Below are 26,095 nucleotides of genomic sequence, written 5' to 3'. Positions count from 1 at the left end.
TTCGGGTGGTGTCGCCGCCGTCTCGACGTCAGCGGGTACCGACCTCGAAGTCGTCGAGGTTCGGCTCGGCCACCGCGTCGCGGAACCGGAACATCGACCACGGGTACTGCGTCACGACCCGGCCCGAGTCGCTCAGGTAGTAGTGGCTGCACCCGCCCTTCCACACCTCGACGCCGTCGATCCCGGCCTGGAGCTCGTCGTTGTAGGCGTCCATCACCTCACGCCGCACGTTGATCCACGTGATCCCGGCGGCGTCCATCGCCTGGAGGGCCTTCACGGCGTAGCGGGCCTGGTACTCGATCATCGGGATCAGCGAGCCGGCGTTGGTGTTGGGTCCGTAGAGCATGAACAGGTTCGGGAACCCCGTCGTGGTCACGCCCATGTACGCCCGGGCGCCGTCGGCCCACGCCTCGGACAGCGCGAGGCCGCCCCGCCCGGTGATGGGGATGCGCGATGCGAACTTGTCGACCACGTAGCCGGTGGCGAACACGATCACGTCGACCTCCCGCTCGGTGCCGTCGGAGGTCACGACGTCGGTCGGGGTGATGCGCTCGATCGGGTCGGTGACCAGTTCCACGTTCGGGCGGTTGAACGTCGGGTAGTAGTCGTTCGAGAACAGCGGCCGCAGGCACCCCCACGGCGTCGTCGGGGTGAGCTTCCGTCGGGTGGCGGGGTCCTCCACCACCTCGATGGCGCAGGCTGCGATCCACTCCGCGGCACCGTTGATCTCCGGGTTCGAGAACGGGTTGCTCGGACCGATGAACGACATGATCCCGTCGTGGTACTCCTGCAGGGCGTCGGGATCGGTGAACTGCTCGAGCTGCTCGGGGGTGTGCTCCACGTCCTCCTTGGGCAGCACCCAGTTGGCCGACCGCTGGAACACGTGCAGCCGGCCGGCGACCTTCGCGATCTCGGGGATGCTCTGCACCGCACTGGCCGCCGACCCGATGACCGCCACCCGTCGCCCGGTGAGGTCGACCGAGTCGTCCCACGCCCCGGTGTGCATGGCGATCCCCTCGAACGAGTCGCGGCCCTCGATGTCGGGGAACTTCAGCTCGCCGAACATCCCCTGGCCGCTGACGACCACGTCCGCCACCACCTCTTCGCCGGCGTCCGTGGTCAGCACCCAGACGGCGGCGTCGTCGTCCCAACGGGCCGAGGCGATGCCGGTGTTCAGGCGGATGTGCGGCCACAGGTCGAGCTCGGTGACGGTCGCCCTCATGTAGGCGAGGATCTCCGGCTGGGCGGCGTAGGAACGGCTCCAGCCGGGGTTCAGGGCGAAGGTGAACGAGTAGACGTGGCTCCACACGTCGCACGCCAGGCCCGGGTAGCGGTTGCGCTGCCACGTGCCGCCCACGTCGCCGTCGCGTTCGAAGATCGTGAAGTCTTCGTAGCCCGCCTCTCGCAGGTAGTGACCCGTGCTGATCCCTCCCGGACCGGCCCCGATCACGGCGATGCGCCGACCGCGCCGGCCCGGCACGGTCGCGCCGGTGCCGGGTTCGGCGTCCGGGTCTCCGGTGGTGTCGTCCGTCGTGTCCCCCATGGCTCCATCCTGGCGCGGTCTCGTCGTCACCGGAAACGCCGCGAGGGAGGGAACGCCGGCCCAGGCCACCCGCCGGTCGGCGGCGCTACTGCCGGCCCATGGCCGACCGCTGCTCGGCAGCGGCGACGTCGCCGTCCCGGCCGTCGGAGACGCGTACGAGCTGGACCACCACCGAGTGCAGGACCCCCTCGAACGGGAACGGACTCGTGTAGCGGTCGCTCACCGCCATCCCGTGGTCGCGGCCCACGCTGCCCCCGACGCTCGACACGACCCGCATCACGAACGGGACCTCCGCCGACCCCACCGCCCGGTCGTCGACCGTCAGGGTCGCGACGCCCCCGTCCTCGATGCGGCGGAACCGGACGCCGAGCACGCACGGCCCAGCGGGCAGCGGCCCCTCCGATTCGACGATCGTGTGGTCGCCGAAGGCGTTGTAGTCGAACACCAGCCGGTCGCCGAGGACGAACAGCGACAGCCCGGCGTTGCCGTTGCCGAGTGCGTAGAGGACGCCGCCCTCGCCGAGTCCCCGCTCCACCGTTGCGGTGAGGTCCCAGCTACGGCCTCCGACGGCCGCCGTCACCTGCGCCGGGAGGTACGACATCGGCGGCCGGTAGGTGTAGCGCCGGTCGGCGCGGTGGGGGGTGTGGTCCGCGAAACGGGCGGAGAACAGCTCCACCGTGCGGTCGTCGAGGGGAAGGACGCCGTGGGCCTCGGCCTCCTCCCACCACGCGTCGACGAGCGCCGCCAGGCGCTGCGGGTGCTCGGCGGCGAGGTCGTGGCACTCGGACGGATCGGTGGTGAGGTCGTAGAGCTCCCACACGTCGTCGTCGAACGGCCTCCCCTCGCGGTGGAGGGTGACGGCCTTCCACCCGTCGAGGACCATGGCCCGATGGCCCATCATCTCGAAGTGCTGTGCGGTGCGCCGGCTCGGCTCGCCGGCGGCGCCGACGTCGAACGTGTACGCCATCGAGGTCCCCGCCATCGGGAGCTGCGGCACCCCCCGGTACACCTCCGGGGCCTCGACGCCGGCGAGCTCGTAGACGGTCGGTGCGATGTCGGTCACGAAGTGGAACTGGTGACGGATGGCGCCGACGTCGTCGATCCCGTTGGGCCAGTGCACGATGCACGGTACGTGGACCCCACCCTCGTGGTTGTTCGACTTGTACCACTTGAACGGGGTGTTGCCGGCCTGGGCCCAGCCCCACGGGTAGTTCGAGTGGCTGCGCGGCCCGCCGACCTCGTCGAGGTGGGCGACGGCCTCCTCGGGCGTCTCGAGCAGGAAGTTGAAGAACTTCATCTCGTGCAGCACCCCGAACGGGCCCCCCTCCCGGCTGGCGCCGTTGTCGGAGAGCACGACGATCACCGTGTCGTCGAGCAGGTCCATCCGGGCGAGGCCGTCGACCAGTCGTCCGATCTGGTCGTCGGTGTGCTCGAGGAACGCCGCGAACGCCTCCTGGAGGCGAGCGGCCAGGCGACGACCGGCGTCGGACAGGTCGTCCCACGCATCGACACCCGGGTTGCGGGGGGCCAGGTCGGTGCCCGGGGGAAGGATGCCGAGGTCGCGTTGGCGCGCGAACCACCGCCCGCGGGCCTCGTCCCACCCGTCGTCGTAGCGGCCCCGGTGGCGGGCCAGGTACTCGGCCGGCGCCTGGTGGGGGGCGTGGGTGGCCCCGAGGGCGAGGTAGGCGAAGAACGGCCGATCGGGTCGGATCGACACGGAGTCGTTGACGAACTCGAGGGTCCTGTCGACGAGGTCCTCGGTGAGGTGGTAGCCCTCCTCCGGCGTCCGGGGCGGGTCGATCCGGTGGTTGTCGTAGACGAGGTCAGGCGTGAACTGGTCGGTCTCGCCGTCGAGGAACCCGTAGAACCGGTCGAAACCGCGCTGGAGCGGCCACGCGTCGTACGGGCCGGCCGCGGAGGCCTCGCCCATCGGGCACAAGTGCCACTTGCCGAGCATGAAGGTGGCGTAGCCGGCGTCGCGGAGCACCTCGGCCATCGTCGTCGCCTGGTCGCTGATACGGCCGCGCATGTGCGGGAAGCCGGTGTCGAAGTTGGCGACCGCCCGCATGCCGACCTCGTGAGGGTTCCGGCCGGTGAGCAGCGCCGCCCGGGTCGGCGAGCAGAGCGCGGTGACGTGGAAGTTCGTGTAGCGCACCCCGCCGGCGGCCAGCCGGTCGATGTTCGGCGTCGGCAGGTCCGAGCCGTAGCAGCCGAAGTGGGAGAACCCGAGGTCGTCGAAGAGGACCACGAGGACGTTGGGAGCCTGCGCGCCCGGGTGGCGGGGATCCGGCCACGAGGGCCGGGACTCGGCGAGCGTGCGGCCGATGGTGCCGTCGAAGCCCGGGGGGCGGTCGGGGCCGCTCACGCCCTCCACCGCCCTGCGGAACCGTTCACCGTCGTCTCGTCTCGCATCGTGCCCCTTCGGTGCGGCCCGTTGAGCGCGCCGCGTGGGCGACAGTCTGTCCGCTCCGGCGTCGCCCGGCCGGCGGGCGGTTACCGGCCGGCCGGGCCGGCCCATCGCGTCGACACCGCGGCGGAAACGTGCGTCGGCTCAGAGAGGTCGGTGGGGGACACTGTGGCCATGAGCTACGTGATGACGCCTCTCGGCACGGTGCGCAGCGCGCGGACGGAGGCCACCGACGACGACTGGGACCACGTCGACAGCGCCATCCACCTCGACCTCGACGTGCTCGGGGTCGACGCCGTCGTGGGCCTCGGGTCCTTCTCCCACATCGAGGTGGTCTACGTGTTCGACCGGGTCGACCCCGCCGAGGTGGAGCACGGGACCCGGCGTCCCCGGGGCAACCGGGCCTGGCCCGAGGTCGGGATCCTCGCCCAGCGCGCCCGGAACCGGCCGAACCGGATCGGCACGACGGTCTGCGAGCTCCTCGCGGTCCGCTCGGGCGGGGTGCTCGAGGTGCGGGGCCTCGACGCCATCGACGGGACCCCGGTACTCGACGTCAAGCCCTACATGGCCGAGTTCGGCCCCCGTGGCGACGTCCTCCAACCGCGGTGGAGCACCGAGCTCATGGCCGGCTACTGGTCGTCGGGCGAACAACCGCACCCGACGCCCGAGCCCGACGCGTGGCTGGCCGAGGTGCGTCGCTCGCCGTCCGACCGGGGGCGCCTCGACCTGATCGTGCGCCGCCCGGACGTCGACGACCGCGAGGTCGTCACCACCGGAGAGCTCGATCCGGAGGTCGGCCTCGTCGGTGACAGCTGGTCGGTCCGGGGCAGCCGCTCGACCGCCGACGGAGCGGCCGATCCGGCCGCCCAGCTCAACATCATGAACTCGCGCTGCGCCCGCCTGGTGGCCGACGGCGACGATCGCATGGCCCTGGCCGGCGACCAGCTCTTCGTCGACCTCGACCTGTCACCCGGGAACCTCCCCACCGGTACCCGTCTGCGCATCGGCTCGGCGGTCATCGAGGTCACCGCCAAGCCGCACACCGGGTGCGCCAAGTTCGCCCGCCGCTTCGGGGTCGCCGCCCACCGGTGGGTCAACAGCCGTGCCGGGCGCGAGCACCGGCTGCGGGGCATCTGCGCCCGTGTCGTCGTGGCCGGCACGATCACCACCGGCGACGAGATCGTCAAGCTCGGCCCTGCCGGGTGAGCCGGCACGGCGCCGGCCGGTCACGCGTTCGGGAGCGCGAGCGCGGTGCGGCGCGGCGACACCGATGGGCTGCCGGTCGCCTTCCGCAGGTGGACCGGGTCGTGCCGGAGCGCTCGACACCGGCGGATAGCTTGGGTCGGTGCGCCTGAGAGCAGCGACGGCGGGGATCCTCGTGGTGATGGCGACGATCGGCGTCGCGTGCTCCGATGCGACCACGGAGTCGAGCGGGGCGCCGACGACGCAGGGCCTGTCCGCCACCACGACCGAACCTCTTCCCGACCTGCCGATGGACGACCGCAGCCAGCTCACCCGGCGACTCGCCGCCGAGCTCGACGACGAGGCCCTGGCGACGACGGTCGTCGCCGGGCTCGACGACGGCACGGTCGAGGCCCTCGTCGTGCTCGCCGACGGCGACATCGCCGCCAGCCCGGCGCTGTCCTACACCCCGTCGACCGTGCCGGCCGACGAGGTCGACTCGTTGTGGGTGTTCTCCTACGGCTACCGGTTCGCCCCGGGCGTCGACGCCGAGGCGGTGCAGGCCGGCGGAGCGGTGCCGGCGATGTCCGACCTCGCCCCCGGCCCCACCAACGAGGAGCTGGCCCGCCTGGCCGCCGAGTTCGTCGACGAGCACCCGGTGCCGATCATCGCCCAGTGGGAGGTCGCCCGGATCCTCGACGACATGGGGGTCGCAAACGTGATCTCGGTCGAGCCGGACATCGCCCCCGACGGGACCGTCACCTACCTCAGCACCGCCGGCGTGGCGGCCAAGGGACTCACCCTGGCTCGCGACGCCGGGATCGACCCCGGCCATGCCGGGGTCCTGTGCTTCGCCGACCACGCGGTGCGTTGCCTGTTGACGGCGAGGGCCGCGGGCCTCACCGCCGACGTCCCCGAGGGCGTCGACCTGCCGAGCGAGTACGACCCCGAGTCGGGGCAGGCCTGGACGAGGAACCGGTCGGCCTGGGTCCCGATCGACCTGCTCGGCCGAGGCGCGCTGGCCCGCTGACGCGGGACGTCGGCCCGCTGGCGCGGGCCAGGGCGTCGAGTGAAGGTCCTCAGGCCACCACGCCGGTGGCGCGCAGCTCGGCCGTTCGCCCGGCCAGCCCGAGCTCGGCGAGCACCTCGTCGGTGTGCTGGCCGAGGGCCGGCGCCGGTCCGCCGAGTGTCGCCGGAGTGCCGTGGAAGGCGGTCGGGTGGCGGGGGAGGCGGGCCGGACCGACGACGGGGTGGTCGAACTCGGTGAACATCCCGATGGCCACGGCGTGGGGGTCGTCGACGATCTCCGCGGCCGACAGCACCATGGCGAACGCCACCCGTTCGCGTTCGAAGCGGGCGACAGCCTCGTCCTGGGTGAGGTTGGCGGCCATCGCGTAGCACATGTCCATGACCGGCTCGAGGACGTCGCGGTGCTTGCGGCGCTCGGCCACCGTCCGGATGCGGGGGTCGTCCCATCCGGGCACGTCGAGGGCCTTGCACATGCCCGCGAAGTCGGCGTCGGTGGTGGGCACGACGATGCCCCAACCGTCGAGGAAGCGCATGGGCTGGAAGCCGGCGTTGAAGCTCGACGGCATGGACCCGTCGGAGGCCAACAGCACCTCGTTGCCCGCCGACTCGGCCCACAGGAACGACACGCACGCGTCGGCCATCCCGAGCTCGAGGTGCTGGCCCCCGCGGCCCGTCGCACGCGCGAACAGCGCCGCGGTGACGGCCTGGAAGGCGAACAGGGCGCTCACCTTGTCGGCACCGTTCTGACGGAGGAAGGTCGGCGGACCGCCGTTCGGGTCGGCCTGGTTGGCGGCGAACCCGGCGTAGGCCTGGATCGAGGTGTCGTACGCGCTGCGGTCGCGGTACGGGCCGACGGGGCCGTAGCCGGAGATCGAGGCGTAGACCACCTCGGGGTTGATCGCCCGCACGGCGTCGTAGCCGAGCCCGAGCCGGTCGATCACCCCCGGCCGGAAGTTCTGCACCACCACGTCGGCCTCGGCGGCCAGCTGCAGCACGATCGCACGGCCCTCGTCGGTCCCGAGGTCGACGGCGATGCACCGCTTCCCCCGGTTGCAGGCCAGGTAGAACGCGCTCATGTCGTTCACCGCCACCCCCACCCAGCGGGCGATGTCGCCGATGCCGGGGCGCTCGACCTTCACGACGTCGGCGCCCTGATCGGCCATCAGGGCGACGGCGTACGGGCCGGTCAGCGCGATCGACAGGTCGAGCACCTTCACGCCGGCCAGCGGCCCCGTGGCCGCCGGTCCGTCGCCGTCGGCGCGGCCGTCCTCACCCCACATCGACGTCCCCTCCGAGCCCGCTCAGACCTCGAGGCCCTGACCGAGGCGCTCGACGGCCTCGATGTACTCCTCCACGAGCTGGAACATCACGTCGCGCACCGGGCGCACCTCGTTCATGGAGCCGACGATCTGGCCGACCGGCGCGAACTGGAGATCGGCCCGCCCCGAACGGGCGATCCGGGCGTTGGCCTCGGAGGTGAGGATGTTCTGCAACGGCATGCCCAGCGGCCCCGGTCCCTCCGGGTCGGCCCAGGCGTCGGTCCACTGGTTGCGCAGCATGCGGGCCGGCTTGCCCGTGTACGAGCGCGACCGCACCGTGTCGGCCGACGTCGCACCCAGGTAGGCCTCGAGCACCGCGGGGCTGGCGCTGCTCTCGGCCGTGGTGAGCCACAGCGAGCCGAGCCACACCCCCTGGGCGCCGAGCGACAGGGCGGCGGCGATCTGGCGGCCGTTGCCGATGCCGCCGGCGGCCAGCACCGGTGCCGGGGCGATGGCGTCGACCACCTCGGGGACGAGAACCATCGTCGAGATCTCGCCGGTGTGCCCCCCGGCCTCGTAGCCCTGCGCCACGACGATGTCGACGCCGTTGTTCACGTGACGTTGCGCGTGGACCGCCTTGCCGGCCAGCGCCGCCACCTTCACGCCGTGGGCGTGGGCCAGGTCGATCACGTCCTTGGGCGGCGAGCCGAGGGCGTTGGCGATGAGCGAGATCGGGTGGGCGAGGGCGATCTCCACGTGGCGGTGGGCCACGTCGTCGGTCCAGCCCAGCACCCCGCCCGCCTCCTCGCCCTCGGGCAGCGGTGGGAGGTCGAAGCGATCCATGAGCTCGTCCACGTAGCGCCAGTGGTTGGCGTCGATCATCGACCGGATCTGGGCGAGCATCTCGTCGGGGTTCGCGCCCTCCACGTCGACCGCCTTCTGGGGCATGACGGTGTCGACCCCGTAGGGCTTGCCGTCGACGTGCTCGTCGATCCAGTCGAGCTCGATCTCGAGCTGCTCGGGCGAGAAGCCCACCGCCCCGAGCACCCCCATCCCCCCGGCCTTGCTGACCGCGGCGACGACGTCACGGCAGTGGGTGAAGGCGAAGATCGGGTACTCGATGCCGAAGGCGTCGCACAGCGGGGTCTGCATTGCGTCCTCCCGGAGGGGTTCAGGCGTACCTCCCCACCGTAGGTGGACCCGGGTCCGCCCGCTGATCGACGCCCTCACCGCCGTCGCGTCCCGCCGAGGAGCCGACATCGGCTAGAAGATGGTCGAACCGGGCGCAGTCCGCCGGGTGGACGGGGGATCGACGTGAAGCGGATGAGCGGGGTCGACGCGGCATTCCTCTACGGCGAGACGCCGTCGTGGCACATGCACGTGTCGGCCGTCATCGTCCTCGACCCGAGCGACATGCCCGACGGCTTCAGCTTCGAGCACTTCGTGACCCGGCTCGAGCAGCGGCTCCACCTGACGCCGCAGTTCCGGTGGAAGCTGGTGGAGGTCCCCTTCGGCCTCGACCGGCCCGGCTGGGTCGAGGACCCCGACTTCGACATCGGCTACCACGTGCACCACGTGGGGCTGTCCGCTCCGGGTGGACCCGTGCAGCTCGGGGAGCTGATCGGCGACCTCGTGGGCTACAAGCTCAACCGGAGCATCCCGCTCTGGGAGATGTGGGTGATCGAGGGGCTGGCCGACGGGCGGGTCGCCGTCCTCGCCAAGGTGCACCACTCGATCGTCGACGGCATCTCGGGGACCGAGCTCGCCCAGATCATGTTCGACTTCGAACCCGAGCCGGCCGACCCGCCCCCGCCCGAGGACGTCGCCTCGCGGGTGCTCGAGGCCGTGCCCCACCCGGTCGAGCTGGTGGCCCGCGGGGTGGGGCGGATGATGCTCTCGCCGTACCGCGTCGTCCGGTTCGCCGACCAGACGGTTCGCCAGGCGTTCAGCTTCGTCGGCTTCCAACGCCGGCCCAACCCTCCGTCGGGGCCGTTCCAGGCCCCGCGGACCTCGTTCAACGCGGAGCTGTCCCCGTACCGGCGCTTCGCGTTCACGAACGTGGCCCTCGACGACGTCCGCGAGATCAAGGACGCGTTCGGGGTCAAGCTCAACGACGTCGTCCTGGCGCTGTGCGCCGGCACCCTCCGGCGCTACCTCGAGGCCGGTGAGGAGCTCCCCGACGCACCGCTCATCGCCCAGGTCCCGGTGTCGCTGCGCGCCGAGGGCGACAACAACTCGGTGGGCACCCAGGTGGGTGCCATGTTCGCCTCGTTGGCCACCCACGAGGACGACCCGGTGGCCCGGCTCCACCAGATCCACGAGAGCACCCAGAGCGCCAAGGAGATGCAGCACGCCCTTGCCGCCGACAAGATCATGGGCCTCACCGAGCTCGCCGCACCGGGCCTGATCAACCTGGCGGCGCGGATGTACACGCTCGCCGGGCTCGACTCGCTCACACCGCCGATCATGAACCTGATCGTCTCGAACGTGCCCGGCCCGCCGTTCCCGCTCTACTGCGCGGGGGCCCGCATCGAGGCGCTCTACCCGATGGGGCCGCTGCTCTACGGCACCGGGGTGAACATCACCGTCCTCAGCTACACGGGGACCATCGACTTCGGCTTCATGGTCTGTCGCGAGCTCGTCCCCGAACCCTGGCGCCTGGCCGAGGGCATCGAGCTCGCCCTCGACGAGCTCCTCACCGCCGCCCGGGAACGCACCGCCGCCGACGACGCCACGGCCTGAGCAGCAGGCGCCCGGAGCGGTCGGCGGCCCCTACGCTCCTCCCCATGCGGGGGATCGAGGTACCGGAGCGGACCGAGGACTTCACGGCCGACCCGGTCGAGCTGTTCTTCGACCTCGCCTATGTCTTCGCCTTCTCCCAGCTGGTCGGGCGGCTCATCGCCGAGCCCGACTGGGAGGGAGTCGGGCGGGTCACGTTGCTCTTCCTCCTGCTGTGGCTCCCGTGGCAGCAGTTCACGTGGTCGGCCAACGCCGTGTCGGGCAACGGGCGCACCGTCCGCGTGTTCTTCCTCGTGGCCACGGTGGCGAGCGTGCCGATGGCCGCTTCGATCTCGACGGCCTTCGGGCCCGGCGGGCCCGTCTTCGCCCTCTCGCTCGGGGTGATCATGGTGATCGGCCTGGCGACCCAGCTCCTCGGCCACGACCGCTCGAGCTCGGAGTTCGGATCGGTGGTGCGATGGGCCGCACCCAACGTCGTCGGCCTGGCCGTGATCGTCGGCGGATCCTTCGTCGACGGCGCCGGGCGCACGGTCCTGTGGATCGTGGCGGTGCTCATCACGATCGGGGCGATGATCGCCGCCGGGCGGGGGGAGTGGATCATCCGCACGGGCCACTTCGCCGAACGCCACGGACTGATCGTCATCGTCGCCCTGGGCGAGGTCATCGTGGCGCTCGGCCTCCCGGTGGTGAGCTCGCTCGAGGCCGGCGGTGGCGTGCCCGGCAGCACCGTGGCGGTCCTCGTCGCCGCCGGGGTCTTCGCCGGGCTCCTCTGGTGGGGCTACTTCGACCGTCCCTCACCGGCCCTCGAGCACCGGGCCGAGTCGCTCGTCGGGGCCCGGGAACGAGGCCGCTACGTGCGCGACGTGTACACCTGGGCCCACGCCCCCGTCGTCGCCGGGGTGATCCTTTCGGCGGCTGCCCTCGAGGAGATCGCCCTCCATCCCACCGACCCCGTCCCCCAGCAGTTCAGGGTCATGCTCCTGGGCGGTCTGGTGCTCATGGTCGTGGGGATCGCGGTCAGCGTGTGGCGGGCCTTCCGTGCCGTCCCGATCGAGCGCCTCGTCGCCCTCGGGGCGCTCGCCGCGGTCCTGCTCGGCGCCACGTCCTGGAACGGGCTCGTCGTGGTGGTGGTCGTCGACGTCGTCGTCTTCGTCACCTTCGTGATCGAGAACCGCCGGATCGAGCATCCCCGGGTCGCCGACTGAGCGGGCCGCCCTCCCCGGCCCTGACGGGGGTCGTCGGGACGGTAGGTTCGCTCCCGACCCGGCGTTCCAGACCCGGGCGCCACCCGGGGGAGCGACATGGCACACGCGGTCCGAGACGACATCGACCTGCTCGACGGCAACTGGTACGCCGCCCGCCCCTACGAGCAGTGGGCCTGGATGCGCCGCAACGCCCCCGTGTACTACGACGAACCCAACGACGTCTGGGGCATCACCCGCTACGACGACGTCCTGGCCATCGAGAAGGACCCCCGGACGTACTCCTCGGCGCGCGCCCCTCGCCCCCACGGCGACCCGCTCCCGATGATGATCTCGATGGACAACCCCGAGCACCAGAAGCGGCGCTCGCTCGTGAACCGCGGGTTCACCCCGAAGAAGGTCCAGGGCCACGCCGGCACCATCGAGGCCCTGTGCACCACGATCATCGACCGGGTCTGCGAGGACGGCGAGTGCGACTTCGTCTGGGACATCGCCGCCCCGCTGCCGCTGCTGGTGATCGCCGACATGCTCGGCTTCCCCCCGGAGAGCTACGACGACCTGCTGCGGTGGTCCGACGACCTCATCAAGGGCACCACCGGCACGCCGACCGTCGAGGTGCAGACCGCGGCGATGGAGGCCGGTCTGGCCTTCCGCGAGTTCCAGCTCGAGGTGATCGCCGACCGCCGCTCCAAGCCCCGTCAGGACGACCTGGTGAGCACGCTCTGCCATGCCGAGATCGACGGCGAGCGCCTCGACGACGAGTCCCTCGTGCAGGAGAGCCTCCTCATCCTCATCGGCGGCGACGAGACCACCCGCCACGTCATCACCGACGGGATGCTGGCCCTCCTCGACTTCCCCGACCAGCGCGACCGCCTCGTCGCCGACCCGGGCCTCCTGGAGTCGGGGGTCGAGGAGCTGTTGCGGTGGGTGTCGCCGATCAAGAACATGGCCCGGACCGTGACCCGTGACCTCGAGCTGCGCGGACAGCAGCTCCACGAGGGCGACCAGGTGATGCTCTTCTACCCCTCGGCCAACCGCGACGAGGAGGTGTTCGCCGACCCCGACCGGCTCGACGTCGGCCGCACGCCGAACAACCACCTCGCCTTCGGGTTCGGCCCCCACTTCTGCATGGGCGCGTCGCTCGCCCGACTCGAGCTGAAGACCATGTTCGGCGAGCTGCTCCGCCGCCTCCCCGACATCGAGCTGGCCACCGACGAGCCGCTCGAGTACCGGGCGTCGAACTTCATCACCGGACCGGAGGGCATGCCCGTGCGATTCACCCCGTCACCCCGCGAAGGCGCACAGGGCTGATCGGGGCCGACGGATCCCGGGGGCGGTCGTGACGGAGACCGGTTCGAGACCCTTCGTCGTGGTGGCCGGGACCTTCGCCCCGCGACGGGGAGCGGAGCGCTGGTACACCCCGCTCGTCGAGGACCGCGAGCAGGCGGCGGTGCTGGCCCTCAAGCACTTCGGGATGGCCAACACCCGTGACTCCGCGCTGCGGGTCCACCGCTACTGCCGGAAGCGCTTCGACGAACCCGTCGAGCTGGTCGGGCACTCGCAGGGCGCGCTCGTGGTGGTGTGGCTGTGGCTGTTCCGACCCGACTGGTACCTGCCCCCGGTGATGCTCGCCGGACCGTGGGCGGGAGCCCTGCTGTGCCAGACGTGGTACCCACTCGGGGCCGCGCTGAGGTCGATGGCGTCGGAGAGCCGCTTCCTCCACGAGGTCACCGAGGCGTTCGCCGCCCTCCCCGAGGAGGACCGGACGATGCTCACCTCGATCACCGGGCGGGGCGACCGCGTGGTGCAGCTCACCACGGCGATGGTGCCGGGGGCGACGAACATCTGCATCGCCCCCGAACGCGACCACGTCGAGCTGGCCCGGGAGTTCCCCGGGCTGGAGCTGGTTGAAGGCGACGTCGGGCACTCGAACATGCCCCGCTCGCCGCTGGTGCGGGAGGTCATCGACCGACGCCTGGCCGAAGTGCGGGCCCGTCAGGCCGGTCGCTGAGCCCGGGACGCCGGCTCGGTTCGGCCCAGGTCGGCCCAGGTCGGCTCGGCTCAGCGCGGGGCTCGCGGCGGCGCGCCGGGCAGCATCGGGTGGATGTCGCCGGCCAGCCAGCCGCCGTCGACGACGAACTCGGCGCCCGTGCAGTAGCTGGCCTCGTCGGAGGCCAGGAAGAGGACCATGGTGGCGATCTCCTCGGGCATGGCCGACCGGGCCAGCGGCAGCTGGCGGTGGGCCGCATCGAACACATCCTTCGCGATGTCGCCGTTCATCGGGGTGAACACACCACCGGGGTGCACCGAGTTGACCCGGATCCCGAACTGGCCCAGTTCGAGCGCGGCGGTCTTCGTCATCGACCGGATGGCCCCCTTCGAGCTGGAGTAGGCGACCAGGGAGTTCTTGGAGCCGATCCCGTCGATGGAGGAGATGTTGACGATCGAGCCGCCGCCGGCCTCGGTCATCGGTCCGATCGCCGCCTTCATGCCGAGGAAGGTGCCCACCTGGTTCACCATGATGACCCGGAGGTAGTCCTCCAGGCTCGTGTCGGTGATGGCGCTGAAGCGGAGGATGGCGGCGTTGTTGACGAGCACCGAGAGCGGTCCGATCTCGGCGACGACGGCCATCGCGTCGCGCCAGTCGTCCTCGCGGGACACGTCGAGGTGCACGTAGCGGGCGGCCGGCCCGATGTCGGCGGCCACCGCCTCGCCCTCGGCGTCGAGGACGTCGGCCAGGACCACTTGGGCGCCCTCGGCGGCGAAGAGGCGGGCCTCGGCCTCACCCTGGCCACGGGCGGCGCCGGTGACGAGGGCCACCTTGCCGGCGAGGCGTCCGGTGATGGTGGGATCGGGGTCGGTGCTCATGAGGCCCTTCGGGTCGTCGGTTCGGTTCAGGTGTCGAGCGCCGACCAGGTGCGCTCGGGGTACAGCGACACGACCGGCTGGTGGAGCCACTCGTCTCGGTAGGCGCGTCGGGTCAGATAGGTGATCACCGCGGCGTCGGTCCCGGCGTCGAGGTCGCCGTCGTCGATGAGCCGGTCGAGCGCCGCCAGCCCTTCGGCCCTGGAGGCCGGCCGGCTCCCGAGCACCGCGCCGAGCTCGTCGCACTCTGCCTCGTCGAGCGCCGGGCCGAAGCGCCGGCGTCGTTCCATGACCTCGACCAGGCGCACCGCGTCCTCGGCGCGTGACCGGGCGAAGGGGTCGGTCACCTTGGGGACCACGTCGCGCTCGATGGAGTAGGCGGCGGCGCGTGCCACGACGTCGGCGGTGCCGATCTCGGTGGGCATGGTGGGTCGTTCGACGCGCAACCCGGCGGCCTCGGCCAGCGACTCACACGTGGCGCGGTCGCCGAGGTAGCGGTAGCAGAGGTACCAGGCGAGCGACTCCCGGGGGTGGGCGTGCTCGCTGATGTAGTGGATGGGGATCATGCCCCGTACGTTCTGCTGGACCCGGTAGTACTGCGCCGCGAAGCGGGTGTAGGGGATGCCCGATTCGGCCTCGTACAGGTGGAACAGGCCGGTGAGCCCGCCCGAGGGGTTCCAGAACTCCCGCACGCAGATGTTGCCGATGTCCTCGAGCGGGTCGCCGAAGTGCGCCCACTCGAGGTCGATCAGGGCGGTGACCTCGTTGCCGTCGAACATGAAGTTCACCGGCCCGGTGTCGCCCTGCACGAGCGACAGGCGGGCCAGCTCGGTGGGGGCGTGGCGGCGCAGCCAGCTCACCCCGTAGGTGATGAGCGGTTCGGTGTAGGTGGCCAGGAAGCCCTTCCACTGCTCGAGGGCCAGATCCACGTCGTTGAGCGCGGCCTCGGCCGGGGTGCGGGGCAGGTAGGGCATGTGCTCGGCCAGGTCGAGCTCGTCGAGGTCGAGGGTGTGCATCCGGGCGATCACCCGGATGAAGTCCTCCATCACCGCCCGCTGCTGGACGGGGTCGTCGACCTTGTCGATGTCGGAGCGGCCCCGTACCCGTTCGAAGAGGGTGCAGCGCAGCTCGTCGTTGCGGCCGTAGACGTCGGGGACGGGGATGTCGGTGTCGGCGAGGGCCTGGATGACCTTGGTCTCGCGCACCAGCGACGTGGAGGAGTCGGCGGGGACGTCGTGTCGGTCGAGGCGGAGGAAGCCTTCCAGCACCGAGCTGTCGGGCCGGGTCACGTCGACCACCCACGCCTCACGCCGGGCGACGTGGCGTTCGAGGCGGGTGATCTCGCCCCCGCCGACGGACGCGATCCACTCCACCATCCCCTCGGGCAGATCGTGTTGCAGTGTCATGCCGCTCGCCCCCCGGCGGGATCGTAGCCAGGCTGTGGCCGGGACCGGGACGCCTGCTCAGCCCACCTCGACGACGAGCTTGCCGACCGCCGTGCCGGCGTCCACCCGGGCGACCGCGTCGGGGAGCGACCCGAACGGCACCGGGGTCACCGCGACGGTGAGACGGCCGTCGGCGAAGAGGCCGAGCAGCGCCTCGTGGTCGGCGGCGTCCTCGTCGCGTGTGCCCCCGCCGGCGTAGACGCCGACCAGCGAGGCACTGGACCGGACCAGCGCTGCGGTGTCCGGCCGGGCCCACGTGCCGCTGGCGAAGCCCACCGCGAGCAGCCGTCCGCCCGGCCGTAGGCACCCGGCGACGGCGTCGGCGGCGGCGCCGCCGACCGGGTCGTACACCACGTCGACCCCGGCACCGCCGGTCGCCCCGCGTACGGCCTCGGGGACGTCCACCTCGGTGCGGTCGATCACGACCTCGGCACCGAGGCGACGGCACAGGTCCTCCTTCTCCGCCCCGCCCACGACGGCGATGACCGACGCCCCCAGGGCTCGACCGACCTCGATCGCCGCCGTGCCCGACCCACCGGCGCCGCCGAGCACCAGCAGGCGTTCGCCGGCACGGAGACCACCCCGCCGGACGAGCCCGATCCAGGCCGTCGAGTAGCCGATGCGGAAGGCCGCCGCCGAGGTGTCGCTCATGGCGTCGGGCACCCTGAACGCAGTGTCGGCCCGGGCGACGGTCGCGTCGGCGAACCCGCCCCGGCCGTCGTAGAAGCTGGTCACCGCCATCAACCGGGTGCCGACGGCCGTCTCGACGCCCTCGCCGACGGCGTCGACGGTGCCGCAGACCTCCTGCCCGGGCACGAACGGGATCGGGGGCCGGAAGGCGTAGCGGCCCCGGCAGAGGAAGGCGTCCGGCATCCCGATCGCCGCGGCGTGCACGCGCAGGCGCAGCTCGCCGGGTCCCGGCTCGGGTTCGTCGATCTCGACCAGGCGCAGCGCATCCCGCGGTGCGGCGTTGCGATGGACCTGCCAGGCGCGCATCGGGGGGACGCTACCGGTGGGCCGGCGCCGACCGGGGCGCTCAGTCGCCGGCGGGCGCCGGACCGGATGCGGTGACCTTCTCGCCGAGGCGTCGACGCAGGTCCAGCTCGAACGCGGCGATGTCGTCGTTGGCGAACTCCTCCCAGAGCTCGGCGAGTCGGGGGTGGCCGGCGTCGCGTTGCTCGTCCCACTCGTCGGCGAACCGTCCGGAGGTGATCTCGTCGAGGAGCTCGGCCATCCGGGACCGGAGGTCGACGTCGGCGTAGGCGCCCCGGCGGCTGAGCTGTCCGTACTGGCTCGTGGGGGAGTGGAACCCGAGCTGGCCGACGAACCCGACCTGGCGGACCAGCGCGTAGCTGCGCTCGACCTCGCCCGAGAGCATGAGCTCGGTGATGATCGCCTCGAGCGGGACGTCGTTCTCGAGCATGAGGCGGACGAAGGCCTCGTTCACGTGGGCGAGGGCCGGGGACCGGACCTGCTCGACGGCGAGGTCGACGACCGCCTCCTGGCGGGGTGACATCTCGATCGCCCCCTGGCGGAGGCCCCCGATGCCGAGGGCGACGGCGAGGGTGCGGGCGAGCGCGGTCCCCGTCACGTCCTTGTGGACCCCGAGCCCGGTGATGAAGCCCCAGCCCTCCTCGAAGCAGCGCCGCACCTCGGGGCCGAGCATCCGGGGGGCGACCATCGCCTGGTCGCCGGCCGGGTCGAAACGCCCGAAGGCCAGCGTGTAGCCGGAGGCCACGATGGTGAGCGCGTCGTCGCGTGGCCTGATCGGCAGCGTGGGGATGGCGTCGTCGGGCACCAGGAGGCAGATCACGTCGGCGTCGGCGGCGGCCTCGAGCTCGGCGGCGGCGAAGCCCTCCGCGAGGGCCAGGGCGCGCGAGGCGTCGTCGCGGACGCACACCTGCGCGTCGACACCGCTGTCGCGAAGGTTGAGCGCCCAGCTGCGGCCCTGGTTGCCGTAGCCCACGACGGCGACCTGTCGGCCGTCGAGAACCGAGAGGTCGGCTTCGGCCTCGTAGTAGATGCGGGTCATGGAAGCGTTCTAACAGCGCCGTCACCGTGCGTCCACGGTCCGGTCGCGATCGTGGTGGTCGTGCCGGGCAGGGGCTAGAGGTCGAGCGTCCCCGTCGACGGGTCCCGCCCCGATTGCCGGAGGATCTTCGCCTTGTGGCCCACGAGCTGGGCCCGGGGCGCCTCGGCGATCCGGGCGGCGAGCGCCAGGGCGGTGCCGTACACCTCATCGGGCGGCGCGACCCTCGTCGCGACGCCCAGGACGAGGGCCTCCTCGGCGTCGAGGGTGCGGCCGGTGAGCGTGAGGTCGCGGGCGACGGCCCCACCCACCAGCTCGCGCAACGGGCCGTAGACGACCTCGCCGAAGGTCCGCTCGGGGTGGGAGAAGCGGGCCGTGGAGGAGACCACCCGGAGGTCGCAGAGCACGGCGAGATCGAATCCGCCGGCGACGGCCGGGCCGTTCACCGCCGCGACGGTGGGCAGCGGGAAGGAGGCCAGGGTGCGGTGGTAGCGGTCGCTCGACGCCCAGAGGCGGGTCGCGAACTCGCCGTCGGCCGCCGCCACCTCGAACTCCCCGAGGTCGAAGCCGGCGCAGAAGGTCGAGCCCGCCCCGGTGATCACCAGCACCCGCACCGACTCGTCGGCGGCGAGCTCGTCGAGGGCATCGCTGATCTCGTCGCGCACCGCGATCGAGAGGGCGTTGCGTCGCTCGGCTCGATCGATCGTGAGCACCACCGTGGCTTCCCCGGGTCGGTCGATCCTCACGAAGCCGGTCATGCCGGAACCCCCCCCCAGGACGTGGTCGATGGCCCGCCGCCGTGCGGTCGGGCCGGCCCGCAGGCTAGGGGAGCGGCGCCTCCGGGGCGCCGCCCTCGTCGGGCCGACTCCGCACGGCGCGATCGGAGGAGGGGACTTTCGGCCGTGGTGGCCGCCCCGTCGGCCGGGAGAGGGTCGAACGATCCGATTGTGAGAGAGGACCACGCGATGAGCGACGCCGCACCGATCACCCCGGCCGGACGGGCGACGGCCGTGTTCGAGGCCGCCCCCGAGCCGATCCTGCGCTGCTCGCACTGCACGGCGGCGATCACCGACGACGACGCCCAGTGCCCGACGTGCGACTCGCCGCTCGACTGGGGCGCCTCGATCGCCGACTACCGCCAATGGCAGAAGGCGACCGAGGGAGGCACCGCGCTCTGACCGCTAGGGTGCCCGCACCACGGCACCGGGGGGTCCGAGATGGAGAACGCATCGCCTGAGCTGGCGGCCACGCTCGAGCGCTACCTGGCCTTCCGGCGTGAGGTCGACGAGGGTCGGGCGCCATGGTCCGACCTCGTCCAGTTCTTCACCGACGACATGGTGTTCGTCGACCCGGCGTGGGGTCGGATCGAGGGCATCGACGCCGTCCGGGAGTTCCTCGTCGACTCGATGACCGGCATCGAGGACTGGACCTTCCCGGTCGACCACGTCTACGTCGACGGCGACGAGGTGGTGGTGAAGTACCGACAGGTCCTCCCCGACGGTCGCCAGCAGTCGGGGTACACCACCCTGCTCCACGCCGGCGGTGGCAAGTTCCGTTACGAAGAGGACGTGCTCAACATGGCCCAGGTCCTCGAGGACCTCGCCGCCTCGGGCTGGCAGGCCCCTCCGGGGATGAAGTTCCCGCCCCGTTCGCCCGACCGCGACTTCTCCCGGCCCTGACCGCCGCCGGCGTCCGCGGTCTCAGCCGGGGCCCGGGCAGCCGCCCCGGGCCCGGAACACCCGGCCGGCGGCCTCGTCGAAGCGGCCCTCGGGGAGCCGCCCGTCGTCGACCGCCGCGTCCAGGGCGTCGGCGACGGCGGTGATCGAGCTGGCGGGGACCAGGACCATGTCGGCACCGGCCACGACGGCCAGGACGGCGGCGTCGGCCACCGAGTACCGGTCCCGGATGGCGTCCATGGCCCCGAGGTCGTCGGTGACCACGAGACCGTCGAACCCCATCTCGTCGCGCAGGAGCCCCTCGATCGCCGCCGGGGACAGCGACGCGGCCTCGCCCTCGGTGAGTCCCGGCACCGCCAGGTGGCCGATCATCACGGCCACCTCTCCCTCGCCGGTCAGGGTGCGGAAGGGAGCCAGGTCCGCGGCCATGTCGTCGATGGGCGGCGTGGTCACCAGCCCCTCGTGGGAGTCGCCCGACGCCCGACCGTGGCCGGGGAAGTGCTTGAGCGTGGGCAGGACCCCGGCATCGCGCAGCCCCGCCGCGAAGGCGCCGGCCGCCGCGGTGACGACCTCGGGGTCGTCGGAGTAGCTCCGGTCACCGATCGGTCCGGAGTCGGGCTCCTCGGACACGTCGGCCACCGGGGCGAAGTCGACCGTGATCCCGAGCGCCCGCATCGCCTCTCCGTGGGTCCGGGCCGTCTCCCGGATCTGGGCGGGGCTCAGTGTGCGCGCCGCCTCCCGGGCGCTGGGCAGGTCGCCGAGCACGGGCGCCATCCGTTGGACCCGTCCGCCCTCCTCGTCGACGCCGACGAGGGGAGGGAGGTCGGAACCGGCGAGCATGGCGGCGAGGGTGCCGTCGCCGGCCAGGTCGACGGCCGCGCCGGTCACGACGATCCCGCCCACACCGGCGCCGAGCACCCGGTCGAGCTCTTCCACGGTGCCGTCGTCGAGCGAGGCGAACACGAGCGAGGCGATGCGGGCCGATCCGCCGACCGCGGCGCGGCAGTCGGGTGTCGTCGACTCGGCCATCCGCGTGTCGTCGCCGGTTGAACAACCGCTCGTCGCGAGGAGGAGACCCACCACGATCGCGCCGACGATCCGACCGCGACCGGTCCACATGGATGGCTCCTCCTCGTGGTGTCGTCCGACGGCGTACCCGACGATGCCACATCATCGGCAGGGCGGTCGCGTCGGTCGCCGGCGCCGACCCCGGGGGACCCGGGCGGACGGGGTGCCCGCCCAGTTCGGGTGGCGAGCACCGCGATGGCTACCGTTGCGCGATGGACGTGACGCCGTCGTTGCTGGAGCGGGTGCGGGCGCTGGCCCCCATGGTCGAGGCCTCCGCGGACGAGATGGAGCACCGGGCGGCGCTCACCGACGAGGTCGCTGCGGCGGTGCGCGAATCGGGGGCCATCCACCTCATGGTCCCCGAGGAGTTCGGTGGCGACGAGCTCGGGATCGTCGGGACCATCGAGGTGATCGAGGAGCTCGCCCGCCAGGACGGGTCCGTCGGCTGGTCGACGATGGCGGCGTCGGTCAGCACCGCGTTCAGCGCGATCTACACCAGCGACGACGTGGCTCGGGCGCTGTTCGGCACCGACCGGGGGGCCATCCTCGCCGGTCAGCTGGCCCCGATGGGTCGTGCCGACGTCGACGGCGACGGCTACGTGATCTCCGGCAGCTACCGCTTCGGTTCCGGGTCCGACCAGACCACCCACATGCTCGGGGGGTGCCTCGTCTACCGCGACGGTGAGATGGTCATGCGCGACAACGGCATGCCCGATGTCGTCGCCGCCGTGGTCCCGAACGACAAGGTCGAGTTCAAGGGCAACTGGGACGTCATGGGGCTCTCGGGCACGGCCAGCGTCGACTACGAGATCGCTCCGATCCGCGTCGGCGCCGGCGAGGTGTTCTCGATCTTCACCGAGGTCCCCGAACGCGGGTCCGACATGCACCGCCTCGGCGTGATGGTGCTCACTGCCGCCGGTCACGCGGGGTGGGCGCTGGGGGTGGCGCGCCGGGCGCTCGACGAGATCGCGTCGATCGCCGCCACGAAGGTCCGGATGAGTGACAGCCTCCTCGGCGAGCAGCAGGTGTTCCAGGTGGGCTTCGCCGAGGCCGAGGCCAAGGTGCGCGCCGCCCGGGCGTTCGTCCTCGAGACCTTCGCCGCCGCCGAGGCCGAGGTCGCCTCGGGGGAGCGGCTCTCGGCGCGCACGAACCACCTCACCCGCCTCGCCACCACCTGGGCCACGACCGCCGCCGCGGAGGCGGTCGAGTGGGCCTACCGCGAGGCCGGTACCGAGTCGTTGCGCAACCCGAGCGTGCTCGGACGCTGCTTCCGCGACATGAACGCCGCCACCCAGCACGTGATGGTGGGGCGCAAGACCCTCACCGACGCCGCGGTGGAGCTGCTCGGCGTGGCCTGACCGGATCCCGGGGGTGTGCCGGATCGGCGTGCAGGGCCGTCAGGCGGCGACGAGCCCCGCGCCCTCGGCGACGAGCGCCACGGACCGCAGCCGATCGTCGAGGGTCGGTGCCTGGTGGGCGACGATCAGCTCGTCGGCGTCGGCGTGGCGGGCGAAGTCCTCGAGGTAGGCGCCCACAGCCGACGGCGGTCCGACCGCCGTGTAGCGCATCATCTCCTGCAACGGGCGGGCCTGGGGTGAGGCGAGGAGCGCGTCGGCCTCGTCGTCGGTGAAGGTGCGACCGCGACCGACAAAGAGCGAGATGCGGCTGCGCTTCACGGCCTGGTGGTTGGCCTCGGCCTGGGCCTCGGTGGGGGCGGCCACGACGTTGACGCCCGCCAGCACGTAGGGCTCGGAGAGCTGCGCGGACGGCCGGAACTCCCGTCGGTACCGCGCCACCGCCTCGGTCAACGACCCGGGAGCGAAGTGCGAGGCGAAGCCGAACGGGAGCCCGAGGGCGGCGGCGAGCGTCGCGCCGAAGAGCGAGGACCCGAGGATGTAGAGCGGCACGCGGGTGCCCTTGCCGGGCACGGCGTCCACGCCGGGGACCAGGCTCTCGTCGCCGAGGTAGCCCTGGAGCTCCTGGACGTCACGCGGGAACGACTCGGCGGCGCGAGGGTCGCGGCGCAGGGCCCGCATGGTGGGCTGATCGCTCCCCGGTGCCCGTCCGAGGCCCAGGTCGATGCGCCCGGGGTGCAGCGTCTCGAGCGTGCCGAACTGCTCGGCGACGGTGAGCGGCGAGTGGTTCGGGAGCATGATCCCCCCGGCGCCGAGACGGATGCGCTCGGTGTGGGCGGCCACGTGGGCGATGAGCACCGCCGTGGCCGAGGACGCCACGGCCGCCATGTTGTGGTGCTCGGCGTACCAGACCCGCTGGTAGCCGTGGGCCTCGGCGGCGCGGGCCAGCGCCACGCTGCCGTCGAGGCTGGACCGCGCCGTCTCGCCCTTGCCGATGATCGCCAGGTCGAGGATCGAGAGAGGAACGGACATCGCGGGACCTTCGGGTCGGGGGCACGGGCCGGGGTGATCAGGATGCCCGAGATCCGGTCGGTCCCCTCCTCACCGCAGGGATCGTCGCACCGCGGGTTCGTGGACGGCGGGGCGTCCCCATCCACCCCCTTGGTGACGTTCGGCCCTTCCCTCCCCACCTGGTCGTCGGTACGAAGGATGTCGACGATGTCCGGCGGCAGGCCTCGGAGGTGCTTCGGTATGACGGTTCGACGGTTTCTCGTCGTTCTGATCGCGGTCGTGGCGGCGACGACGCTCTCGGCCTGCGGTGACGACGACGGTGCCGGCACCACGACGTCGACGGCCGCCGCCCCGTCGGGCTCGACGGTGGAACCCCAGGATCTCCAGCCGGCCGTGTGGCCGGCGCCGGACGTCGTGCTCGCCGGCCCCGAAGAGGCGGCCCAGGGGTTCGTCACGGAGGTGTTGGGCTCCACGGCCGCCCTGGGCGACTTCCGCCAGGGCGACGCCCGAAGCGGGGAGATCGACGTGCTGTTCGCCGGTGAGGACGCAACAGGTGATCCCCTGGTCCGCTCCACCCTCTTCGTCCGCCAGCTGGGCGAAGGGTGGTTCGTCATCGGCGCGGTGAGTGAGGGGGTCGAGATCACCGTGCCCGAGACGAACGCCGAGGTGCCGGCCGGGCCGATCACCGTCGAAGGCCGCGGGCGGGGTTTCGAGGGGACGATCGTCGTCACCGCCTACCTGCCCGCCCGTCCCGACGTGGCGCCGACGTCGGTCGTGGTGCAGGGCGGCTCACTCGGCACGCTCGAGCCGTTCACCACGACGGTCGCCGTCGAGGCAGCCCGGCCCGGTGACGTCGTGGCCATCGTCGCTCAGGGCGGTACGGGCCTCGAGTCCGATCCCGGCGACGTCGCCGCGCTGCCAATGGTCGTGGCCGGCTGATCGCCCGACCGACGCCGGGAGACGCCATGAGGGCCTGGATCGTCGAGCAGCCGGGCCCGGCGGCCGAGGGCCCCCTGCGCCTCGTCACCCGCGACGTGCCGGAGCCCAGCGGTCACGAAGTGCGCGTCCGGGTGTCGGTGTGCGGGGTGTGCCGCACCGACCTCCACCTCGCCGAGGGCGACCTCGCCCCCCGTCGGCACGGCGTCGTACCCGGCCACGAGATCGTCGGGGTCGTCGACGAGGTGGGGCCGGAGGCCACTCGGTTCGCGGTCGGGGACCGCATCGGCATCGCCTGGTTGCGCCACACGTGCGGTCTCTGTCGGTTCTGCCGTCGGGGCGCCGAGAACCTCTGCCTCGACCCGGGGTTCACCGGGTGGGACGCCGACGGCGGGTTCGCAGAGGCTGCGGTCGTCGACGAGCGCTTCGCCTGCCGGCTGCCCGAGGGCATCGATGACCGCCACGTGGCGCCGCTGCTCTGCGCCGGGATCATCGGCTACCGGGCGCTGCGCCGTGCCGAGGTGCCCGAGGGAGGACGGCTCGGCATCTACGGCTTCGGTGGATCGGCCCACATCACCGCCCAGATCGCGATCGCCGAGGGTGCCGAGGTGCACGTCCTCACCCGCTCGGCCGAGGCCCGGTCCCTGGCGGTGGAGCTCGGCGCGGCGTCGGTGGGGGCCGCCACGGACCGCCCTCCGGTGCCCCTCGACGCCGCCATCCTGTTCGCCCCGGTCGGCGAGCTGGTTCCCGTGGCGCTCGAGGCCCTCGATCGGGCGGGCACGCTGGCCATCGCCGGGATCCACCTGAGCGACGTGCCGCCCCTCGACTACCAGCGCCACCTCTTCCAGGAGCGCCAGGTCCGCAGCGTCACCGCCAACACCCGCGCCGACGGCGAGGAGCTGCTCGCCCTGGCCGCCCGGATCGGCGTGCGCACGACGGTGACGCCCTACGGGCTCGACGACGCCGCTCGGGCGCTCGCCGACCTCGCCGCCGACCGTGTCACCGGCGCCGCCGTGATCGACGTCGGCCTCGCACCGCCCGAGCGGCCCGGTCGAGCGGCCTGATCGGCAGGGACCCGACCCGGTCGACCCACCGGGCTGATCGCCGGGCGCCCTGACCGGCTACCTGACGCCTCTGTTAGGTTGCTCGCGGCGCCGGACGGGGTCCGGCTCGCCCGACCACAGAGGAGGCAGGGTGGAGGTCACCCTCAGCGACGACCAGGAGTTCTTCCGCGACACGACGAGGCGGTTCCTCGCCACGGAGTGCCCGATCACCGAGGTCCGGGCGCTGGCCTCGTCCCCGGAGGGCTTCGACCGGGACTACTGGCGCCAGGGGGCCGAGCTCGGCTGGACGTCCCTGCTCGTGCCCGAAGACCTGGGCGGGGGGAGCATCAGCGGCAGCGGCGTCGTCGACCTCACCGTCGTGGCCGACGCCTTCGGTCGCCTCGTGGCCCCCGGTCCGCTGCTCCCCACCAACGTCGTGGCCGCCGCCGTGGCCCGCGCCGGGAGCGACGAGCAGCGCGCCGCGCTGCTCGAGGCGATCGTCGCCGGCGAGCTGGTCACCGCCTGGTGCGGCGCCGAGCACGCCGTCGGCGTGGCGCCCTCGACGGCCCCCCGGTCCGAGCGCTCCGGCGACGACGTCGTCATCACCGGGAGCTCGACCCCGGTCGAGGCGGCCGCCCAGGCCGACCACCTCCTCGTCACCACCCGCGAGGGCGACGGGCTCGCCCAGTACCTCGTGCCGGCCGACACCCCCGGGGTGGAGGTCACCGCCCTGGAGGGCCTCGACCTCGTCCGCCGCTACGCGCGCGTCGACTTCGACGGCGCCACCGTGCCGGCCTCGGCGGCCGTCGGCACCCCGGCGAGCGTGGCCGGCGACGTCGAGCGCCAGCTCCAGCTGGCCCTCGTGGTGCAGAGCGCCGAGATGGTCGGTGCCGCCGACCGGACCTTCGAGTTCACCGTCGAGTGGGCCTTCGACCGCTACTCCTTCGGTCGACCCCTCGCCTCCTACCAGGAGCTCAAGCACCGCTTCGCCGACATGAAGATGTGGCTCGAGGCCAGCCATGCGCTGGCCGCCGCCCTGGCCCGGGAGGTCCAGGCCGACGATCCGGGTGCCCCCGAGACGGCCAGCGCCACCAAGGCCTATCTGGGTGAGCACCTCGCCGAGCTGATGCAGGACTGCGTGCAGATGCACGGCGGGATCGGCCTCACCTCGGACCACGACATCCACCTCTACCTGCGCAGGGTCGTCGCCGACCGCCAGCTCTTCGGCACCCCGGCCGACCACCGTGAGCGCATCACCGCCTTCCGGGCCGGGACGGCGGCATGACCGCCCCCGCCCCCCGTACGA

23 protein-coding genes are annotated in these 26,095 nt (G+C 72.5%); 12 read left to right on the top strand and 11 right to left on the bottom strand.

Annotated elements, in window-relative coordinates; translation table 11 throughout:
* Window positions 1-28: 28 nt before the first annotated feature.
* Complete coding sequence (locus MUE36_08110) at window positions 29-1,543, bottom strand: NAD(P)/FAD-dependent oxidoreductase (protein MCU0310891.1); 1,515 nt, start codon at window positions 1,541-1,543, stop codon at window positions 29-31.
* Window positions 1,544-1,628: 85 nt separating this feature from the next.
* On the bottom strand, window positions 1,629-3,908 hold the full coding sequence (locus tag MUE36_08105) for an arylsulfatase (GenBank protein ID MCU0310890.1): 2,280 nt from the start codon (window positions 3,906-3,908) through the stop codon (window positions 1,629-1,631).
* A gap of 216 nt (window positions 3,909-4,124) precedes the next feature.
* Here MUE36_08105 and MUE36_08100 point away from each other — a divergent pair, with 216 nt between their 5' ends.
* The gene (locus MUE36_08100) at window positions 4,125-5,156 is read left to right on the top strand and encodes a TrmO family methyltransferase (protein ID MCU0310889.1); all 1,032 of its coding nucleotides are present in this window, start codon (window positions 4,125-4,127) and stop codon (window positions 5,154-5,156) included.
* Window positions 5,157-5,295: 139 nt separating this feature from the next.
* Window positions 5,296-6,162 (top strand): hypothetical protein, encoded by an 867-nt coding sequence (locus MUE36_08095; protein ID MCU0310888.1) that lies wholly within the window; start codon window positions 5,296-5,298, stop codon window positions 6,160-6,162.
* Between the two features lie 49 nt (window positions 6,163-6,211).
* Here MUE36_08095 and MUE36_08090 read toward each other — a convergent pair whose 3' ends face one another.
* Together MUE36_08090 and MUE36_08085 are read right to left on the bottom strand one after the other, a co-directional pair.
* Complete coding sequence (locus MUE36_08090; GenBank protein ID MCU0310887.1) at window positions 6,212-7,441, bottom strand: CoA transferase; 1,230 nt, start codon at window positions 7,439-7,441, stop codon at window positions 6,212-6,214.
* A 21-nt stretch (window positions 7,442-7,462) separates the two neighbouring features.
* The gene (locus MUE36_08085; protein MCU0310886.1) at window positions 7,463-8,572 is read right to left on the bottom strand and encodes a nitronate monooxygenase family protein; all 1,110 of its coding nucleotides are present in this window, start codon (window positions 8,570-8,572) and stop codon (window positions 7,463-7,465) included.
* 171 nt (window positions 8,573-8,743) lie between these two features.
* Here MUE36_08085 and MUE36_08080 point away from each other — a divergent pair, with 171 nt between their 5' ends.
* The 4 genes from MUE36_08080 (at window position 8,744) to MUE36_08065 (ending at window position 13,372) form a co-directional block, all read left to right on the top strand.
* A complete protein-coding gene (locus MUE36_08080) occupies window positions 8,744-10,162 on the top strand; it encodes a wax ester/triacylglycerol synthase family O-acyltransferase (protein ID MCU0310885.1) in 1,419 nt (472 codons plus the stop codon).
* Window positions 10,163-10,206: 44 nt separating this feature from the next.
* On the top strand, window positions 10,207-11,364 hold the full coding sequence (locus MUE36_08075; protein MCU0310884.1) for a low temperature requirement protein A: 1,158 nt from the start codon (window positions 10,207-10,209) through the stop codon (window positions 11,362-11,364).
* Window positions 11,365-11,460: 96 nt separating this feature from the next.
* Entirely contained in the window at window positions 11,461-12,672 is a 1,212-nt protein-coding gene (locus MUE36_08070) for a cytochrome P450 (protein ID MCU0310883.1), read from the top strand.
* Window positions 12,673-12,733: 61 nt separating this feature from the next.
* Window positions 12,734-13,372, top strand: coding sequence for a hypothetical protein (locus tag MUE36_08065; GenBank protein ID MCU0310882.1), 639 nt, complete (start codon window positions 12,734-12,736; stop codon window positions 13,370-13,372).
* Between the two features lie 50 nt (window positions 13,373-13,422).
* Here the strand turns inward: MUE36_08065 and MUE36_08060 are convergent, their stop codons facing one another.
* From MUE36_08060 to MUE36_08040, 5 genes are all read right to left on the bottom strand, one after another.
* Entirely contained in the window at window positions 13,423-14,229 is an 807-nt protein-coding gene (locus MUE36_08060; GenBank protein ID MCU0310881.1) for a glucose 1-dehydrogenase, read from the bottom strand.
* Between the two features lie 26 nt (window positions 14,230-14,255).
* Entirely contained in the window at window positions 14,256-15,632 is a 1,377-nt protein-coding gene (locus MUE36_08055; GenBank protein MCU0310880.1) for a phosphotransferase family protein, read from the bottom strand.
* Between the two features lie 57 nt (window positions 15,633-15,689).
* Window positions 15,690-16,667 carry an NADPH:quinone oxidoreductase family protein gene (locus MUE36_08050; protein ID MCU0310879.1) on the bottom strand — a complete coding sequence of 326 codons (978 nt, stop codon included), beginning with the start codon at window positions 16,665-16,667 and terminating at the stop codon, window positions 15,690-15,692.
* Between the two features lie 40 nt (window positions 16,668-16,707).
* Complete coding sequence (locus tag MUE36_08045) at window positions 16,708-17,703, bottom strand: NAD(P)-binding domain-containing protein (protein ID MCU0310878.1); 996 nt, start codon at window positions 17,701-17,703, stop codon at window positions 16,708-16,710.
* Window positions 17,704-17,777: 74 nt separating this feature from the next.
* The gene (locus tag MUE36_08040; protein ID MCU0310877.1) at window positions 17,778-18,458 is read right to left on the bottom strand and encodes an enoyl-CoA hydratase/isomerase family protein; all 681 of its coding nucleotides are present in this window, start codon (window positions 18,456-18,458) and stop codon (window positions 17,778-17,780) included.
* A gap of 207 nt (window positions 18,459-18,665) precedes the next feature.
* Here MUE36_08040 and MUE36_08035 point away from each other — a divergent pair, with 207 nt between their 5' ends.
* Together MUE36_08035 and MUE36_08030 are read left to right on the top strand one after the other, a co-directional pair.
* Entirely contained in the window at window positions 18,666-18,878 is a 213-nt protein-coding gene (locus MUE36_08035; GenBank protein MCU0310876.1) for a hypothetical protein, read from the top strand.
* Window positions 18,879-18,917: 39 nt separating this feature from the next.
* Window positions 18,918-19,379: a nuclear transport factor 2 family protein gene (locus tag MUE36_08030; protein ID MCU0310875.1), complete on the top strand. Its 462-nt coding sequence runs from the start codon at window positions 18,918-18,920 to the stop codon at window positions 19,377-19,379.
* Window positions 19,380-19,400: 21 nt separating this feature from the next.
* Here MUE36_08030 and MUE36_08025 read toward each other — a convergent pair whose 3' ends face one another.
* Window positions 19,401-20,495 carry a hypothetical protein gene (locus MUE36_08025; GenBank protein ID MCU0310874.1) on the bottom strand — a complete coding sequence of 365 codons (1,095 nt, stop codon included), beginning with the start codon at window positions 20,493-20,495 and terminating at the stop codon, window positions 19,401-19,403.
* A gap of 161 nt (window positions 20,496-20,656) precedes the next feature.
* Between MUE36_08025 and MUE36_08020 the strand changes: the two genes are divergently transcribed.
* Entirely contained in the window at window positions 20,657-21,802 is a 1,146-nt protein-coding gene (locus MUE36_08020) for an acyl-CoA dehydrogenase family protein (protein MCU0310873.1), read from the top strand.
* A gap of 39 nt (window positions 21,803-21,841) precedes the next feature.
* On the opposite strand, the gene MUE36_08015 is transcribed toward MUE36_08020, so the two are convergent.
* On the bottom strand, window positions 21,842-22,831 hold the full coding sequence (locus MUE36_08015; protein MCU0310872.1) for an LLM class flavin-dependent oxidoreductase: 990 nt from the start codon (window positions 22,829-22,831) through the stop codon (window positions 21,842-21,844).
* A gap of 219 nt (window positions 22,832-23,050) precedes the next feature.
* Here MUE36_08015 and MUE36_08010 point away from each other — a divergent pair, with 219 nt between their 5' ends.
* From MUE36_08010 to MUE36_08000, 3 genes are all read left to right on the top strand, one after another.
* Window positions 23,051-23,749 carry a Gmad2 immunoglobulin-like domain-containing protein gene (locus MUE36_08010; GenBank protein MCU0310871.1) on the top strand — a complete coding sequence of 233 codons (699 nt, stop codon included), beginning with the start codon at window positions 23,051-23,053 and terminating at the stop codon, window positions 23,747-23,749.
* A gap of 26 nt (window positions 23,750-23,775) precedes the next feature.
* Window positions 23,776-24,810: a zinc-dependent alcohol dehydrogenase family protein gene (locus tag MUE36_08005; GenBank protein ID MCU0310870.1), complete on the top strand. Its 1,035-nt coding sequence runs from the start codon at window positions 23,776-23,778 to the stop codon at window positions 24,808-24,810.
* A gap of 130 nt (window positions 24,811-24,940) precedes the next feature.
* On the top strand, window positions 24,941-26,074 hold the full coding sequence (locus tag MUE36_08000; GenBank protein ID MCU0310869.1) for an acyl-CoA dehydrogenase family protein: 1,134 nt from the start codon (window positions 24,941-24,943) through the stop codon (window positions 26,072-26,074).
* Window positions 26,075-26,095: the final 21 nt, after the last annotated feature.

It is taken from the genome of Acidimicrobiales bacterium (assembly GCA_025455885.1).
Lineage (GTDB): Bacteria > Actinomycetota > Acidimicrobiia > Acidimicrobiales > Acidimicrobilacustridaceae > Rhabdothermincola_A.
This window is presented reverse-complemented; position numbering and strand designations above follow the sequence as displayed.

Bases quoted from the DNA above. Each gene is read 5' to 3' on its own strand.
- MUE36_08110 (MCU0310891.1), bottom strand. From the start codon at position 1,543: ATGGGGGACACGACGGACGACACCACCGGAGACCCGGACGCCGAACCC.
- MUE36_08100 (MCU0310889.1), top strand. From the start codon at position 4,125: ATGAGCTACGTGATGACGCCTCTCGGCACGGTGCGCAGCGCGCGGACG.
- MUE36_08090 (MCU0310887.1), bottom strand. From the start codon at position 7,441: ATGTGGGGTGAGGACGGCCGCGCCGACGGCGACGGACCGGCGGCCACG.
- MUE36_08085 (MCU0310886.1), bottom strand. From the start codon at position 8,572: ATGCAGACCCCGCTGTGCGACGCCTTCGGCATCGAGTACCCGATCTTC.
- MUE36_08080 (MCU0310885.1), top strand. From the start codon at position 8,744: ATGAGCGGGGTCGACGCGGCATTCCTCTACGGCGAGACGCCGTCGTGG.
- MUE36_08075 (MCU0310884.1), top strand. From the start codon at position 10,207: ATGCGGGGGATCGAGGTACCGGAGCGGACCGAGGACTTCACGGCCGAC.
- MUE36_08070 (MCU0310883.1), top strand. From the start codon at position 11,461: ATGGCACACGCGGTCCGAGACGACATCGACCTGCTCGACGGCAACTGG.
- MUE36_08060 (MCU0310881.1), bottom strand. From the start codon at position 14,229: ATGAGCACCGACCCCGATCCCACCATCACCGGACGCCTCGCCGGCAAG.
- MUE36_08055 (MCU0310880.1), bottom strand. From the start codon at position 15,632: ATGACACTGCAACACGATCTGCCCGAGGGGATGGTGGAGTGGATCGCG.
- MUE36_08050 (MCU0310879.1), bottom strand. From the start codon at position 16,667: ATGCGCGCCTGGCAGGTCCATCGCAACGCCGCACCGCGGGATGCGCTG.
- MUE36_08045 (MCU0310878.1), bottom strand. From the start codon at position 17,703: ATGACCCGCATCTACTACGAGGCCGAAGCCGACCTCTCGGTTCTCGAC.
- MUE36_08040 (MCU0310877.1), bottom strand. From the start codon at position 18,458: ATGACCGGCTTCGTGAGGATCGACCGACCCGGGGAAGCCACGGTGGTG.
- MUE36_08035 (MCU0310876.1), top strand. From the start codon at position 18,666: ATGAGCGACGCCGCACCGATCACCCCGGCCGGACGGGCGACGGCCGTG.
- MUE36_08030 (MCU0310875.1), top strand. From the start codon at position 18,918: ATGGAGAACGCATCGCCTGAGCTGGCGGCCACGCTCGAGCGCTACCTG.
- MUE36_08025 (MCU0310874.1), bottom strand. From the start codon at position 20,495: ATGTGGACCGGTCGCGGTCGGATCGTCGGCGCGATCGTGGTGGGTCTC.
- MUE36_08020 (MCU0310873.1), top strand. From the start codon at position 20,657: ATGGACGTGACGCCGTCGTTGCTGGAGCGGGTGCGGGCGCTGGCCCCC.
- MUE36_08015 (MCU0310872.1), bottom strand. From the start codon at position 22,831: ATGTCCGTTCCTCTCTCGATCCTCGACCTGGCGATCATCGGCAAGGGC.
- MUE36_08010 (MCU0310871.1), top strand. From the start codon at position 23,051: ATGACGGTTCGACGGTTTCTCGTCGTTCTGATCGCGGTCGTGGCGGCG.
- MUE36_08005 (MCU0310870.1), top strand. From the start codon at position 23,776: ATGAGGGCCTGGATCGTCGAGCAGCCGGGCCCGGCGGCCGAGGGCCCC.